Source organism: Kitasatospora sp. NPDC001095 (assembly GCF_053598615.1).
Genome location: NZ_JBSFKQ010000012.1, coordinates 136,789 through 152,495, shown reverse-complemented (window position 1 = coordinate 152,495; position 15,707 = coordinate 136,789). Strand labels below are relative to the sequence as shown.

At 74.0% G+C, this 15,707-nt stretch carries 11 protein-coding genes; 7 read left to right on the top strand and 4 right to left on the bottom strand.

Annotated elements, in window-relative coordinates; translation table 11 throughout:
• Positions 1-143: 143 nt before the first annotated feature.
• From ACWDBB_RS14335 to ACWDBB_RS14320, 4 genes are all read right to left on the bottom strand, one after another.
• Entirely contained in the window at positions 144-2,570 is a 2,427-nt protein-coding gene (locus ACWDBB_RS14335; RefSeq protein ID WP_449789848.1) for a transglutaminase family protein, read from the bottom strand.
• A complete protein-coding gene (locus ACWDBB_RS14330; protein ID WP_449789847.1) occupies positions 2,567-3,889 on the bottom strand; it encodes a DUF58 domain-containing protein in 1,323 nt (440 codons plus the stop codon). Before ACWDBB_RS14330 ends, ACWDBB_RS14335 begins: the two co-directional genes overlap by 4 nt.
• Position 3,890: 1 nt before the next feature.
• Positions 3,891-4,805 (bottom strand): AAA family ATPase, encoded by a 915-nt coding sequence (locus ACWDBB_RS14325; RefSeq protein ID WP_449789858.1) that lies wholly within the window; start codon positions 4,803-4,805, stop codon positions 3,891-3,893.
• A gap of 398 nt (positions 4,806-5,203) precedes the next feature.
• The gene (locus tag ACWDBB_RS14320) at positions 5,204-5,746 is read right to left on the bottom strand and encodes a beta-class carbonic anhydrase (protein WP_449789846.1); all 543 of its coding nucleotides are present in this window, start codon (positions 5,744-5,746) and stop codon (positions 5,204-5,206) included.
• A gap of 538 nt (positions 5,747-6,284) precedes the next feature.
• Between ACWDBB_RS14320 and rsmH the strand changes: the two genes are divergently transcribed.
• From rsmH to murD, 7 genes are all read left to right on the top strand, one after another.
• A complete protein-coding gene (gene rsmH, locus ACWDBB_RS14315) occupies positions 6,285-7,259 on the top strand; it encodes a 16S rRNA (cytosine(1402)-N(4))-methyltransferase RsmH (RefSeq protein WP_449789845.1) in 975 nt (324 codons plus the stop codon).
• Between the two features lie 157 nt (positions 7,260-7,416).
• The gene (locus ACWDBB_RS14310) at positions 7,417-7,941 is read left to right on the top strand and encodes a hypothetical protein (RefSeq protein ID WP_449789844.1); all 525 of its coding nucleotides are present in this window, start codon (positions 7,417-7,419) and stop codon (positions 7,939-7,941) included.
• Positions 7,938-10,097, top strand: a complete 2,160-nt coding sequence (locus ACWDBB_RS14305) for a penicillin-binding transpeptidase domain-containing protein (protein WP_449789843.1) — start codon at positions 7,938-7,940, stop codon at positions 10,095-10,097. The genes ACWDBB_RS14310 and ACWDBB_RS14305 overlap by 4 nt, the downstream gene beginning before the upstream one ends.
• A 7-nt stretch (positions 10,098-10,104) precedes the next feature.
• Positions 10,105-11,757 (top strand): UDP-N-acetylmuramoyl-L-alanyl-D-glutamate--2,6-diaminopimelate ligase, encoded by a 1,653-nt coding sequence (locus tag ACWDBB_RS14300; RefSeq protein WP_449789842.1) that lies wholly within the window; start codon positions 10,105-10,107, stop codon positions 11,755-11,757.
• Entirely contained in the window at positions 11,754-13,157 is a 1,404-nt protein-coding gene (locus tag ACWDBB_RS14295) for a UDP-N-acetylmuramoyl-tripeptide--D-alanyl-D-alanine ligase (RefSeq protein ID WP_449789841.1), read from the top strand. The genes ACWDBB_RS14300 and ACWDBB_RS14295 overlap by 4 nt, the downstream gene beginning before the upstream one ends.
• Positions 13,157-14,218: a phospho-N-acetylmuramoyl-pentapeptide-transferase gene (mraY, locus tag ACWDBB_RS14290; RefSeq protein ID WP_355249882.1), complete on the top strand. Its 1,062-nt coding sequence runs from the start codon at positions 13,157-13,159 to the stop codon at positions 14,216-14,218. Before ACWDBB_RS14295 ends, mraY begins: the two co-directional genes overlap by 1 nt.
• A complete protein-coding gene (murD, locus tag ACWDBB_RS14285; RefSeq protein WP_392869327.1) occupies positions 14,215-15,648 on the top strand; it encodes a UDP-N-acetylmuramoyl-L-alanine--D-glutamate ligase in 1,434 nt (477 codons plus the stop codon). The genes mraY and murD overlap by 4 nt, the downstream gene beginning before the upstream one ends.
• The last annotated feature ends 59 nt before the right edge of the window (positions 15,649-15,707 follow it).

Sequence of the window (15,707 nt, the reverse complement as noted above, 5' to 3'; positions counted from 1 at the left end):
CCGCGGGGCCCGCGCCGCCGGCCCGCCCCGCGGGGGGGCTCCGCCCCCGCGGGCCCCACCCGTGCGCCGGGGGGGGGCCCCCCCCCCCCCCCCCCCGCCCCGGCTTCGTGTCCGGACCCTCGTCCCGGGACCGGACGCCGGAGTCAGGACTCCGGAGTGGACCGCTCGCGCCGGGCGCGCACCCGCCGCGCCGGCGCGGAGAGCGTCTCGACCATCCGCTCGACCGCGGTGCCGACCGCCGTCCGGACCGCCCGCCCCGCGTCGGAGATCCGCCACCACAGCTGCGCCGAGGACGGCGGCAGCAGCAGCGCCCGGGTCCGCCCGGCCCGCCCGGCCGTCGCCAGCATCCCCCGCCGGACGGTGCGGACGTCGGCGGCCAACGGCTCCGTGGCGGCCTGCCCGGGCGGGGCGTAGAGCACCCGCTCGGTGGCCAGTGCCAGTCGGCCGGTGGCCGCCGCCGAGTCCGCGTCCAGCTTCGCCTTCTCGGTGATCCGGCGCGCCGCCGAGCGCGGGGTGCGTGACTCGTCCGGGGGAATTCCGAGGTCCCAGGCGGAGTCGATCAGCTCGTCCCAGGCGGCCAGCACCTGGGCGTCGGTCAGCTCCGCCGGTCCGCCGCCGGGCCCGCGCCGCCCGCCGCCGCCCAGCCGGCGGCGGCGCAGGGCGGTGCGCCAGAGCATCGGGACGAGCAGCAGGGCGATCAGCGCGAGCACCGCGGCCAGGGTGCCGAGCACCTGGCCGGAGAGCAGCCAGGACTCCTCGGCGGCCGTGGAGAGGGCCTTGTCCTTGGTACCGCACTCGCCCAGCTGGCGCTGCTTGGGGGTGCAGTCCGAGCTGGAGGTCGGCGCCGGGGCGGCCGACGCGGTCTGCGGGGCGGCGGTCGCCTGCTGGGTCGGCGCGGTGGTCGGGGCGCTGGACGTGTCGGTGTAGCGGGCCGGGACGCCGCGGCTCGGGGTCGGCTCGAAGCGCAGCCAGCCGTAGCCCGCGAAGTACAGCTCCGGCCAGGCGTGGTACATCCGGCCGGTCACCGAGTATTTGTCGCCGCCCTTGCTGTCGCCGGGGGTGAAGCCCACGGCCACCCGGGCCGGGATCTTGAGGACCCGGGCCATCGCCGCCATGGTGGAGGCGAAGTGCACGCAGAAGCCCCGGCGGTCCTGCAGGAAGACGGCGATCGCGTTGTTGCCGGTGCCGCCGTTGACCGAGGTGTCGTACTCGAAGTCCGGCCCGGTGAACCAGTTGACCAGTGCCGTCGCCCGGTCGTAGTCGTTCCGCGCGCCGGCGGTGACGGACTTGGCCTTCTCGGCGACCACCGGCGGCAGGTCGGCCGGGACGGCGGTGTAGTGCTCCCTGATGTCGGACGGCGCGGAGGCCGCGAGGCGCAGCTCGGTGGCGGTGGGCCGCAGGTCCAGGGCGCTGACGTGGTACTCCAGGCCGCGGATCGCCTTGTCGTTGGTCGGCAGGACGGTGCGGGTCAGCGGGTCGAGTTTCCAGTCGCCGCGGTTGGGGACCTGGACGGTGGCGGCCGGGTAGGGCATCGGCAGCCAGCTGCCCGTCAGCCGTTCCTTGACCTTGAAGTCGCCCTCGATCCGCGGGACCTGGGCGTTGCGCAGGCCCTCGGGGGTGGGCAGGGTCGCCGGGAGGTCGGTGACCGCGGTGCTGCCGAGCTTCCAGTTGGTGCCGTCGAACTGGTCGAGCGAGCCGGTCCGCAGGTAGATCTGGTCGGCCAGCGGGCTTTCCATGGTGTAGGTGAGCAGCTCCTCGTCGGTCGGCTTGGTGATCGCGGCCTCCAGGCTGACCAACGGGTCGAGGCTGGTCGACAGGCTCCCGCCGGCGTGCTTGCCGCCCGATCCGCCGGAGCCGGAGTCCAGCAGTCCGGAGCTCCAGTTCGGCAGGACGACGGGCAGCAGCAGTGCCACCGCCAGGGCCAGCACGCCGACCTGGCGGCCGCCCGGGTTGACCCTGCCGGACTCCGTGGCGCCGCGCGCGCCGCCGTAGAACACCCGGCCCCAGCGGGAGACCCGGTCCTGGCCCTCGGCGAACAGCAGCAGCAGGTAGCCGGCTGCGGCGGCGGCGAACCAGACCCAGCTGCCGTGCTCCCCGGCCAGGCCGTTGCCGACCGAGTACAGTGCCAGCAGCGGCAGCCCGGCCAGCGCCGAGCGCCGGTAGGTCACCGCGACGGTGTCCACCGCGACGGCGATCAGACCGACCGCCGAGACCAGGATCAGCCGTAGTCCGGCGCTGGGCGGAGCCGGGATGGCGTACTGCTGGATGTCGTCCAGGCCGGCGCTGAAGACCTGGCCCAGCACCCGCAGGGTGGCCGGTCCCGGCAGCACCCCGCCGGCGCCGGCGAAGCCGAGCAGCATCAGCAGGAGCAGCACCAGCAGCTGCCCGAGCGGCACCGTCCAGCGGTACAGCGGGGCGCGGCGCAGGCCCGCGCCGACCGCGGCGATCACGGCGACCACCAGGAAGGCGTGGGTGAGCCAGCTGCGGGTGGTGAGCAGCGGCATCATGCACAGCGAGGCGAGGGCGGTGGCCAGCGCCGAGTACGCGGTCAGTTTGGCCCGGGTGGTCACGCGCCGGCCTCTTCTCGGTAGGGGGCGGTCGTCCTGCTGCCGTCGGCGGCCCGCCACAGGTCCGGTACGGAGTCCCCGGCGCGCACCGGGAGGACCGTCCAGCCGGACTCCCGCAGCTGCCGGACCCTGGCCTCGAAGTCGTCGCCGCCGGTGTGCGGGGCGAGCATCCGCAGGCCGGCCCAGGTGCCGGTGTCCAGCAGGAAGGCGATCGCCCCGCCGGCCCGGCTGCGCAGCCGGCCCAGCCGGGTGGCCTGGGCCTCGTCCAGCTCGCCGAGGACGGCGACCAGCAGGCCCTCGCCGCCGGCCCGCAGCGGGTCCTCGGCGCGGGAGAGGGTGCCGCCGTCGGACAGGTCGGCGACCGCGAGGGCGTCCAGGACCAGCCCGGAGGTGTCGGCGGTGCTGTGGCTTCCGCCCGCGCCCGGCCCGGGCACGGACTGCCCGGTGTCGGTGAGCAGCCGGGTCTGGTAGCCGCGCTCCAGCAGGTGCACGGCGACGGAGGCGGCGCAGCCGATCGCCCACTCGAAGGAGGAGGCGGGGCCGCTGCCCCGGTGGGCGATCTCCCGGGTGTCCAGCACCACGGTGGCCCGGGCCTGCTGGGGCTGCTCCTCGCGGCGCACCATCAGCTCGCCGTACCGGGCGGTGGAGCGCCAGTGCACCCGGCGCAGGTCGTCGCCGGGCCGGTACTCGCGCAGGATCACGTCGTCGTCTCCGGCCAGCGCCAGGGTGCGGCTGTGGCTCTCGCCCTGGCCGATCCACTCGCCGCTGAGCCGTACCGACGGCAGGGCCTGGACCTGGGGGACGACGGTGAGGACGTCGGAGGCGGTGAAGGCGCGGGTCACCTCGCACATCCCGAACGGGTCGGACAGCCGCAGCTGCAGCGGCCCGAGCGGGTAGCGGCCGCGCAGGTCGGAGCGGACCCGGTAGGAGACCTCGCGGTGGCCGCGCGGCTCGACCCGGTCCAGCACGAAGCGCGGGCGCGGCCCGAGCACGTAAGGGACCTTGTCCTCCAGCAGCAGCACGCCGGTGGGCACCCGGGAGACGTTGTCGACCCGCAGGTGGACCCGGGCCTCCTGGCCGGCGACCGCCCGGCGCGGGCTGAGCCGGCGTCCGCTGGCCACCCGGTAGCGGGTGTTGGCGACCACCACCACGGCGGCCAGCGGCAGCGCGGCGAGCAGCACGCCGACGCGCAGCAGGGCGTCCTGGTCGAGCAGGTACGCGCAGACCACCGCGGTGACCCCGGCGGCGAGGAAGGACCGCCCCCGGGTGGTGAGACCGCGGAGCCCGGCCCGCAGTCCCGACGCCGAGTCGGACTGGGCCACCTCAGCCCCTCCGGACGGCCGGGCCGCCCTGCGGGCGCGGCAGCGGCAGCCGGGAGACCAGGTCGGCCACGATCTGCTCGGAGGTGCGGCGGCTGAGCTGGGTCTCGGCGGTCGGCATCAGACGGTGCGCCAGGACCGGGACGGCGAGGCGCTGGATGTCGTCCGGGGTGACGTAGTCGCGCCCGTCCAGCGCGGCGGCGGCGCGTGCGGCCCGGACCAGGTGCAGGGTGGCGCGGGGCGAGGCGCCCAGGCGCAGCTCGGGGCTGGTGCGGGTGGCGCCGACCAGGTCGACGGCGTAGCGGCGGACCGGGTCGGCGATGTGCACACCGCGGACCAGGTCGATCAGCTTGAGGATGTCGGAGGCGTGCGCGACCGGCTGGAGGTCCTCCAGCGGGCTGGCGCCGGCGTGCACGTCCAGCATCGCGAGCTCGGCCTCGGGGCTGGGGTAGCCGATCGAGATCCGGGCCATGAAGCGGTCGCGCTGGGCCTCCGGCAGCGGGTAGGTGCCCTCCATCTCGACCGGGTTCTGGGTGGCCACGACCATGAACGGCGAGGGCAGTTCGTAGCTGGTGCCGTCGATGGTGACCTGGCGCTCCTCCATGGACTCCAGCAGCGCGGACTGGGTCTTGGGCGAGGCGCGGTTGATCTCGTCGCCGACCACGACCTGGGCGAAGATCGCGCCCGGGCGGAACTCGAAGTCGTGCCGCTGCTGGTCGTAGATGTTGGTGCCGGTGACGTCCGACGGCAGCAGGTCGGGCGTGAACTGGATGCGGCGCACGGTGCAGTCGAGCGAGCGGGCGAGCGCCTTGGCCAGCATGGTCTTGCCGACGCCGGGCACGTCCTCCAGCAGCAGGTGGCCCTCGGCGAGCAGGACGGTCAGGGCGATCCGGACGGCCTCCGGCTTGCCCTCGATCACGCTCTCGACGTTGGCGCGGACGCGGTCGACGACCGCGGCGAGCTCGGGGAGCCCGACCTGCCGGTACCCGTTCGCCCTCTGCTTCTCGTCCCCCGCAGGACTGCCGAGACCGGCCTGGTCGTTGTAGCTCGTCACCCGTTTACGCTCCCTGGCACCCTGTGCCCGCCCCGTCCCGAGGCCGGACCCCACCCCATGCTTGACGCGGCCGTCCCGGGGGCGGTTCCGCACGAGGGATCCGGTGCCGGGAAGGCGGCCTGCGGCCTGGCCGCCCCAGGTGGTTCGGGGTCCGACCGGCAGGCGCATTCTCCCTCGCGGGACGGCCGGAAGTCACCATTCGGAGACGCCCGAATGCCCGAGAGCCCGGACGTCGTCGGCCGGGCCGGGGCGGGCGGAGCGGGTCAGTCGATCTCGCGCAGCAGGCCGGTGTGGACGTCGAAGACGAAGCCGCGGACGTCGTCGGTGTGGAGCAGGAAGGGAGAGGTGCGGACGCGCTGCATGGACTGGCGGACGTCGCCGTCCAGGTCGACGAAGGCCTCCACCGCCCACTGCGGGCGCTGGCCGACCTCCAGTTCCAGCTCGCGGCGGAAGTCCTCGGTGAGTCCGAGCAGGCCGCAGCCGGTGTGGTGGATCAGCGCGATCGAGCGGGTGCCGAGGGCGCGCTGGCTGATGGTCAGGGACCGGATGGTGTCGTCGGTGACGACGCCGCCGGCGTTGCGGATGACGTGCGCGTCGCCCAGTTCGAGGCCGAGCGCCGCGAACAGGTCGAGGCGGGCGTCCATGCAGGCGACCACGGCGATCTTCTGCACCGGACGGGCGTCCATGCCGCCGTCCTGGAAGGTCACCGCGTAGCTGCGGTTGGCCGTGACGAAGCGGTCGATGACGGTGGGTCCGGCAGGGGCGGCAGCGGCGTTCGGCGAGGGCCGGTCAGGTGTCACTGTCATGGTGGCGACGTTAGTGCGGATCGGGCCCGCGCGGTGGGGAGAGCGGCGACAGAACCCGGCGCTGTGATCGAGCGCATAGCCACAACCGGAGGGTTTGTCCCGGCTGGTCCCACAGTGCCCGCACGCGGTGGCGGACAGGGGGCGCGCGCCCGCCGCCGAAGGCCCCCAGTCCGCACCGCCGCCGGGCCGCCCCGACGGCTGCGACCTGCGGTGATCCGTACCGCCGCCCGGGTGGTGCGCCGGAGCGGGCCATTGACTGGCAGGACCCGCGCGATAGAGTTTGCGGCGCAGTGGAGCACACCCGCCGGGGCCCGTCAACGGGGTCCTCCCGGCCGGTGCGGCCCGTTCGACGCGGCCCGTGGCCTCCTCCCGCTCCGTGCCCACCTGGCGCACCTTCCCCGGCGCCGGGCGGTCACGATCTTCCCCTCGAGCGGGCGGGGACCACGGGCCGCTTCGTCGTGCCGGGGCGCGGTGGGCGAGAATGGTCGCAGCTCCCGGACGTCGGGCTGCTCCGCACCGAGGAAGGGCGCCACCGCGCATGACCACCAACGAACCGGGCCCCAAGCACGTTCCGGTGATGCTCCAGCGGTGCATGGACGCGCTGGCCCCGGCGATCTCCCGCCCCGGTGCCGTCGTGGTGGACGCCACCCTCGGCCTCGGCGGGCACAGCGAGGCGCTGCTCACCCAGTTCCCCGACGTGCGGCTGGTCGCGGTGGACCGCGACCCGGTGGCGCTGAAGCTGTCCGGCGAGCGGTTGGCCCCGTTCGGCGACCGGGCCACCCTGGTGCACGCCGTCTACGACGAGATCCCCGAGGTGCTGGAGCGCCTGGGCATCGACCGGGTGGACGGCGTCCTGTTCGACCTCGGCGTCTCCTCGATGCAGCTGGACGAGGCGGAGCGCGGTTTCGCGTACGCGCAGGACGCGCCGCTGGACATGCGGATGGACCAGACCCGGGGGATCAGCGCCGCTGAGGTGCTGAACACCTACAGCCACGGCGACCTGGCCCGGATCCTCAAGGTGTACGGCGAGGAGCGGTTCGCCGGGAAGATCGCCTCGGTGATCCTGCGGGAGCGGGAGAAGGAACCGTTCACCAACAGCGCGCGTCTGGTCGAGTTGGTGCGCAACGCCATCCCGGCGGCGACCCGCAGGACCGGCGGGAACCCGGCCAAGCGGACGTTCCAGGCGCTGCGGATCGAGGTCAACGGCGAGCTGGAGGTCCTGGACCGGGCCATCCCCGGCGCGCTGGACGCCCTCGCGGTCGGCGGCCGGATCGTCGTGATGTCCTACCAGTCGCTGGAGGACCGGCTGGTCAAGCAGTACTTCGCCGCCGGTGCGACCAGCACCGCCCCGCCGGGGCTGCCGTTCATCCCGGAGGAGCACCAGCCCTGGCTCAAGTTGATCACTCGCGGTGCCGAGCTGGCCACCGAGGAGGAGATCGAGGAGAACCGGCGCGCCGCGCCCGTACGGCTGCGGGTGGCGGAGAGGATCAGGGACCGAAGCAAGCGGGGCTGACGAACCGGCCCCGGCGGGGTCCGAAGGGCGGAGGAAAGCAGTGGGGCCGGTGGCCGGTGAGGTCCGGGCGGGGCGGGGTGGACTCCCCGGGCAGGGCAGGGCGCGGATCACGGTCCGGCCGGGCAGGCGTCCGGTACGGCGGCGTACGCCGTTCGCGGTGCTCATCGTGGTGCTGCTGGCGGCCGGGCTGCTCGGCCTGCTCGCGTTGAACACCGCGCTCAACGAGGGCTCCTTCGAGCTGTCCCGGCTGCAGAAGCAGACCACCGCAGCGACCGACGAGCAGCAGAGCCTCCAGCACGAGATCGACAAGAACTCGGCCCCGGACGCGCTGGCCAGGCGCGCCGCCGAGCTGGGCCTGGTACCGGCCGGCGGGATGGCCTTCCTGGACGTCCCGAACGGCGGCAAGGTGGTCGGCACCCCCGGCGCTGCGCAGGACAGCCCGCCGGTCAAGCGCTCCACGGCCGAGCCGTGGCCGACCAGGGCCCAGTCCGGCGCGGCCCAGCCCGCCGCCGGGCCCTCGCCGGCCGCCCCGCCGCCGGCCGCCCCGCCGCCGGCCGCCCCGCCGCCGGCCGCCCCGCCGCCCGCGCCGACCCCGGCGGCCTCCGCCGGTGACTCGGTGATCCAGCTCAACCCGGTCCAGCCCACCGCGGCCGCGAAGCCGAGCGGGGGTGCCGGCCGATGACTCCTCCACGTCAGCCTTCCGGTTCCGGATCCGGCAGCGGCAACGGCCGCCGTCCGGTCCCCCGGGGCAGCGCGCAGTCCGCCTCCGGCCGCAGTCAGCCCGCCAAGGGCCAGCCCGCCCGGGGCCAGTCGGCCAAGGCCCAGCCCGCCAAGTCGGCGTCCGTCGGCCGTACCCCGCGGGCGCCCCAGCAGCGCCGCCCCGAGGGCCGCCCGCCGGCCCGCAGCCAGGCCGCGGTGCGCCCGAAGGGCCGTCCGCCGCTGCGCCCCAAGGCGCTCAAGCTGGCCGAGCCGAAGCGCCGGCTACGGGCGATCACCGTGGTGCTGTCGCTGGTGTTCTCCGTCTTCGCGGGCCGCCTGGTGCAGCTCCAGCTGGTGGACGCCGACGCGCTGGCCGCCGACGCCAACACCAACCGCTACCTGAACATCCCGATCACCGCCGAGCGCGGCTCGATAACGTCCTCCGACGGGGTCGCCCTGGCGGCCACCGTGGACGCGTACGACATCACCGCCGACCCGGCGATGTTCACCCCGGAGGCGACCGGCATCCCGGACGCGCCGGAGCAGGCGGCCGCGCTGCTGTCGCCGATCCTCGGCGTGCCCAAGGAGAAGATCGCCGCCGATCTGCACACCCCCAAGAGCCGCTACAAGCGCCTCGCGGCCCAGCAGACCCCGGCCGCCAAGAAGCAGATCAGCGACCTCAAGTCGGGCCTGGAGAAGCAGGCAGGATCGCGGGCCTGCCAGGCCCAGAAGAAGCTGCTCGGCAAGCCCGCCGACCAGGGCGGGCGCACCCGGGTGGACAACGAGTGCGCCAACCCGCTGGCCGGGGTGTTCAACCGGGAGACCCAGAAGCGGATCTACCCGGCGGACGGCCTGGCCGCCAACCTGGTCGGCTTCGTCAACGCCGAGGGCGAGGGCGCCGGCGGTCTGGAACTCCAGTACCAGAAGCTGCTGGCCGGCAAGGACGGTCACAGCAGCTACGCCCAGTCGGGCGGGCGGCTGGTGCCGACCGCCGGGGGCTCGATGGAGCCGGCCGTGTCGGGCAGCGACGTGAAGCTGACCGTCAACCGGGACATCCAGTGGGCCGCCCAGCGGGCGATCACCGACCAGGTGGCCAACTCCGGCGCGGAGAAGGGCTACGTGGTCGTCCAGGACGTGAAGACCGGCCAGGTCCTCGCGATGGCCACCGCGCCCGGCTTCAACCCGAACGACCTGAGCCTGTCCAAGCAGGCCCAGCTGGGCAACCCCGCCCTGGGCGACGCGTACGAGCCGGGCAGCACCGCCAAGCTGATGAGCATGGCCGCCGTGCTGGACTCCGGCAAGGCCACCTGGGACACCAAGGTCACCGTGCCCAACCGGCTGGTCCGCGCCGGGCAGCAGTTCAAGGACGACGTCGACCACGACACCTGGTACCTGACCCTGGCCGGGGTGCTGGCCAAGTCCTCCAACATCGGCACCATCGAGGCGGTCGAGACCCTCGGCGACGGCGACCAGCTGAAGGCCAACCAGGCCCTCGACGGTTACATGCGCAAGTTCGGCGTGGCCGCGCCGACCGGCCTGGGCTTCCCCGGGGAGACCCCCGGGATGCTCAAGAAGCCGGAGGACCTGGTCGCCTCGGAGAAGTACAACATCTCCTTCGGCCAGGGCCCGATGCAGATGAACGCGCTGCAGGCCACCTCGGTCTACTCGACCATCGCCAACGGCGGGGTGCGGGTCGCGCCCAGCATCGTCCAGGGCGTCACCGACCCGGACGGCACGTACAAACCGAGCGCGCCGGGGGAGCAGACCAGGGTGGTCAGCCCGGAGACGGCCAAGACCCTCACCTCGATGCTGGAGTCGGTCGTCGACGACGAGCAGGGCACCGGCGGCAAGGCCGCCATCCCCGGCTACCGGGTCGCGGGCAAGACCGGAACCGCCAACCGGGGCGCCGCCAACGGCGTCGGCTACGACGGCTACACCGCCTCCTTCATCGGCTTCGCCCCCGCCGACGCCCCCCGGTACACCGTCTCCTGCACCCTCCAGGGCCCGGTCAACGGCCACTTCGGCGGCCAGCTCTGCGGCCCGGTGTTCAAGCAGGTGATGGAGTTCACCCTGAAGACCATGCAGGTCCCGCCGAGCGGCAGCCAGGCGCCCAACCTCACCGTCGACTGGAAGCCGTGAGCGAGCGATGAGCAACGAACGGACGGGGCCGGAGCACGGCGCGGCGCAGGGCCGGTTTGGCCCTGGACACCCTTCGGCGGATAGCCTTCCCGCCGTGCCGAAACCCGATCAAACCACCGTGAGTCCGCCCCGCCCGACCGGGACCACCGCCCTTCCGCTCGCCGAGCTGGCCGCCGAACTGGGCCTCGCGCCCGTCGAGGGCGGCGCCGTCAGCGGCGTCACCCACGACTCCCGCGCGGTCCGGCCGGGCGACGTGTACGTGGCCTTCCCGGGCGCCAACCACCACGGCGCGGCCTTCGCCGCCAAGGCCGCCCAGGCCGGCGCGGTGGCGGTGCTCACCGACCCGGCCGGCGCCGAGATCGCGGCCGCCACCGGCCTGCCGCTGCTGGTCGTCGACCGGCCGCGGGCCGTCATGGGCGAGCTGGCCGCGATCGTCTACGGCCGCCCCTCCGGGCGGCTGCTGATGATCGGGCTGACCGGTACCAACGGCAAGACCACCACCTCCTACCTGGTCGAGGGCGGTCTGCGCGGCGCCGGGCGCAGCCCGGGCGTCATCGGCACCGTCGAGATGCGGGTCGGCGAGGAGCGGATCAAGAGCGAGCGCACCACCCCCGAGGCCACCGACCTGCACGCGATCCTCGGCGTGATGGCCGAGCGCGGCGCCGACGCGGTGACCATGGAGGTCTCCAGCCACGCCCTGGTCTTCGGCCGCACCGACGGGGTGGCGTACGACGTCGCGCTGTTCAACAACCTGACCCCCGAGCACCTCGACTTCCACCCGGACATGGAGGACTACTTCCAGGCGAAGGCCCGGCTCTTCCAGCCCGGCAAGTCCCGCCACGGCGTGGTCAACCTGGACGACGAGTACGGCCGCCGGCTCGCCGCCGAGGCCAAGATCCCGGTGACCACCTTCTCGGCCACCGGCGCCGCCGAGGCCGCCTGGCGGGCCGTGGACGTCCGGCTGGGGCCGGTCGGCTCCACCTTCCGGGTGCTGGGCCCGGACGGCGCCGAGGCCGAGGCCTCCGTTCCGCTGCCCGGCCCGTTCAACGTCGCCAACGCGCTCGCCGCGATCACCACGCTGGTCGCCGCCGGGCTGCCGCTGGACCGGGCCGTGGCCGGCGTCGCCGCCGTGCCCGGCGTCCCGGGCCGGCTGGAGCGGGTGGACGCCGGACAGCCCTTCGTCGCCGTCGTCGACTACGCGCACAAGCCGGACGCCCTCAAGGCCGTCCTCGCCTCGCTGCGCGAGGTCACCGAGGGCCGGCTGCACGTCGTGGTCGGCTGCGGCGGCGACCGTGACCCGCACAAGCGCGGCCCGATGGGCGCCATCGCCGCCCGTCTCGCCGACACCGCCCTGCTGACCAGCGACAACCCGCGCAGCGAGGACCCGCTGGCGATCCTCGCCAGCATGCTGACCGGCGCCGCCACGGTGCCCGAGGCCGAGCGCGGCGCCGTCCTGGTCGTCCCCGACCGGGCCGAGGCGATCGGGCTCGCCGTCGCCCGCGCCCAGGCGGGGGACACCGTGCTGGTGGCCGGCAAGGGCCACGAGCTCGGCCAGTACGTACGAGACGAGATCCGCCCCTTCGACGACCGGGAGGTGCTGCGCGAATCCATCGCGCGGACCACGGCCGCACGGGGCGACCGAGGAGTAGAGCAGCAGTGATCGCACTGACCCTCGCCGAGGTGGCCGCCGCTGTCGGAGGCACGCTGGACGGCGCCGACCCGGACGCCCTGGTCACCGGCCCGGTCGAGGTCGACTCGCGGAAGGTGGGCCCGGGCGGCCTGTTCGTGGCCTTCGTCGGCGAGAACGTGGACGGCCACGACTACGCGGCCAAGGCGGTCGAGGACGGCGCCGTCGCGGTGCTGGCCTCCCGCCCGGTCGGCGTGCCCGCCGTCCTGGTGGACAGTGTGGTGGAGGCGCTCGGCAGGCTGGCCCGCACGGTGGTCGCCCGCGCCGAGGGCACCGCCGTGGTCGCGCTGACCGGCTCGGCCGGCAAGACCAGCACCAAGGACCTGATCGCCCAGCTGCTCCAGCGCCGCGGCCAGACCGTCTTCCCGCCCGGCTCGCTCAACAACGAGATCGGCCACCCGATGACCGCGCTGCGGGTCGAGGCCGGCACCCGGCACCTGGTCATGGAGATGGGCGCCCGGCACAAGGGCGACATCGAGTACCTCACCTCGATCACCCCGCCCCGGATCGGCCTGGTCCTCAACGTCGGCACCGCCCACGTCGGCGAGTTCGGCTCCCAGGAGGCGATCGCCGAGGCCAAGGGCGAACTGGTCGAGTCGCTGCCCGCCGACGGCACCGCGATCCTCAACGCGGACGACCGGCTGGTGCGCGCGATGGCCTCCCGTACCAGGGCGAAGGTGGTCCTGTTCGGGGAATCCCCGGACGCCCACGTACGGGCCACCGACGTTCGCCTGGACGCCACCGGGCGGCCATCGTTCACGCTCACCACCCCGGCCGGTTCCGCGCCCGTGCAGCTGCGCCTGTACGGTGAGCACCACGTCTCGAACGCCCTCGCCGCCGCCGCGGTGGCGGTGGAGCTCGGGATGTCCGTCGACGACACCGCGGCAGCCCTGGGCGAAGCGGGTGCGCTGTCCCGCTGGCGCATGGAGGTCGTCGACCGGGCCGATGGTGTCACCATCGTGAACGACGCCTACAACGCGAACCCCGACTCGATGCGGGCCGCGCTGCGGGCGCTCGTCTCGATGGGGGGCCGGGGCCCGGAGCGCCGCCGCACCTGGGCGGTGCTCGGCGAGATGCGGGAGCTCGGCGAGGAGAGCCTGGCCGAGCACGACGCCATCGGGCGGCTCGCCGTCCGGCTGGACGTCACCAAGCTGGTGGCGGTCGGCGGACGCGAGGCGGCCTGCATGGAACTCGGCGCGAGGAACGAAGGTTCGTGGGGTGAGGAGTCGGTGCTGGTGTCCGACGCGGACGCGGCGGTCGAGCTGCTGCGCAGTCAGCTTCGGCCGGGGGATGTGGTCCTGGTGAAGGCTTCCCGTTCGGTGGGGCTGGAGAAGGTGGCCGAGGCCCTCCTGGCGGACGGTGTGGCCGAATAATGAAGCAGATCCTTTTCTCCGGGATGATCGGTCTCATCCTGTCGCTGCTCGGCACCCCCGCCCTGATCAAGCTGCTCGCGAAGCACGGCTACGGCCAGTACATCCGTGACGACGGCCCGAAGGCGCACCACAGCAAGAAGGGCACGCCCACCATGGGCGGCATCGCCTTCATCCTGGCGACCCTGATCGCGTACTTCGCCACGAAGGCGATAACGGGCGAGAGCCCGACCGCCTCCGGGCTGCTGGTGCTCTTCCTGACCGCGGGCCTCGGCCTGGTCGGCTTCCTGGACGACTACATCAAGGTGGTCAAGCGCCGCTCGCTGGGCCTGCGGGCCAAGGCGAAGCTGGCCGGCCAGTCGATCGTCGGCCTCGGGTTCGCCGTCCTGGCGATGCAGTTCCCGGACGACCGCGGGCTCAACCCGGCGTCCCAGAGCCTGTCCTTCGTCCGGGACTTCAAGTGGGCGATCGGCCCCGTCCTGTTCGTCATCTTCGCGTACTTCATGATCGCCGCGATGTCGAACGGCGTGAACCTGACGGACGGTCTGGACGGCCTCGCCACCGGTGCCTCGGTGATGGTCTTCGGCGCCTACACCTTCATCGGCATCTGGGAGCACACCCAGAGCTGCGCCTACGCCATCACCGCGACCGCCAACTGCTACGACATCCGCGACCCGCTGGACCTCGCCGTCGTGGCCTCCGCCCTGATGGGCTCCTGCTTCGGCTTCCTGTGGTGGAACACCTCGCCCGCCAAGATCTTCATGGGGGACACCGGCTCGCTCGCCCTCGGCGGCGCCCTGGCCGGTCTGGCGATCTGCTCCCGCACCGAGCTGCTGCTCGCCCTGCTCGGCGGCCTCTACGTGATCATCACCCTCTCGGTGATCATCCAGGTCGGCTCCTTCCGGATGACCGGCAAGCGCGTCTTCAAGATGGCGCCACTGCAGCACCACTTCGAACTCAAGGGCTGGACCGAGGTCCTGATCGTCGTCCGGTTCTGGATCATCCAGGGCCTGTGCGTCGCGGTCGGCCTCGGCCTGTTCTACGCGGGATGGGTGACCGGATGACCAACCCCGACTTCCAGGGCCTGCCGGTCGTCGTGGCCGGGCTCGGCGTCTCGGGCATCAGCGCCGCGCGCGTCCTGCACGGCCTCGGCTCCCGGGTCACCGTGGTGGACGGCGGCAGCGGGCCCGGCCTGGCCGCCCGGGCCGCCGAGCTGGAGGCGCTGGGTGTCACCGTGCGGCTCGGCGACGGCGCGAGCCTGCCCGAGGGCACCGAGCTGATCGTCACCTCGCCCGGCTGGGCGCCGGACAGCCCGCTGTTCGCCGCCGCCGAGGCGGCCGGGGTGCCGGTCTGGGGCGACGTCGAGCTGGCCTGGCGGCTGCGCAAGCCGCTGCCCGGCACCGGCGAGCCCGCCCCCTGGCTGGCCGTCACCGGCACCAACGGCAAGACCACCACCGTCCAGATGCTCGCCTCGATCCTCACCGCCGCCGGCAAGCGCACCGCCGCGGTCGGCAACGTCGGGGTCTCGGTGCTGGACGCGGTGCTCGCCGAGGAGCCCTACGACGTGCTCGCGGTCGAGCTCTCCAGCTACCAGCTGCACTGGGCGCCCTCGCTGCGCCCGTACTCGGCGGCGGTGCTCAACCTGGCGCCCGACCACCTCGACTGGCACGGCTCGATGGAGGCGTACGCCGCCGACAAGGGCCGGATCTACGAGGGCAACGTGGTCGCCTGCGTGTACAACCTGGCCGACCCGGCCACCGAGGCGCTGGTCCGCGAGGCCGACGTCGAGGAGGGCTGCCGGGCGATCGGCTTCGGCCTCGGCGCGCCCGGCCCGTCGAACTTCGGCGTGGTGGACGGGTTGCTGGTGGACCGCGCCTTCGTCGAGGACCGGGCCAAGAACGCGGCCGAGCTGGGAGCCGTCGCCGACGTGCACCCGCCGGCGCCCCACAACATCGCCAACGCGCTCGCCGCGGCGGCGCTGGCCCGGGCGTACGGCGTCGAGCCGAAGGCCGTCCGGGAGGGCCTGCGCGCCTTCCGCCCGGACGCCCACCGGATCGCCGAGGTCGGTACGGTCCGCGAGGTCACGTACATCGACGACTCCAAGGCCACCAACACCCACGCGGCGGCCGCCTCGCTGGCCGCCTACCGGCCGATCGTCTGGATCGCCGGGGGCCTGGCCAAGGGCGCGACCTTCGACGACCTGGTGCAGGGCGCGGCCGAGCGGCTGCGCGCGGTGGTGCTGATCGGCCAGGACCGGGCGGTGATCCGCGAGGCACTGGAACGACACGCTCCGGATGTGCCGGTGATCGAGGCGGCCGAGGGCCAGACTGGCGCGGTGGCGATGGCCGAGGTCGTTCGAACGGCCGCGTCGCTCGCCCGATCGGGTGACACGGTGCTGCTGGCACCGGCCTGCGCCTCGATGGACATGTTCACCAACTACGGCGAGCGCGGCGACCTCTTCGCGGCGGCCGTCCGGGAGCTGGCGGGCGAGTAGGCGGGCCGGCGCGGAGCGTCGGACGGAAGAGAGTGAGCGGGGAGCGGTGGCGGGGCAGG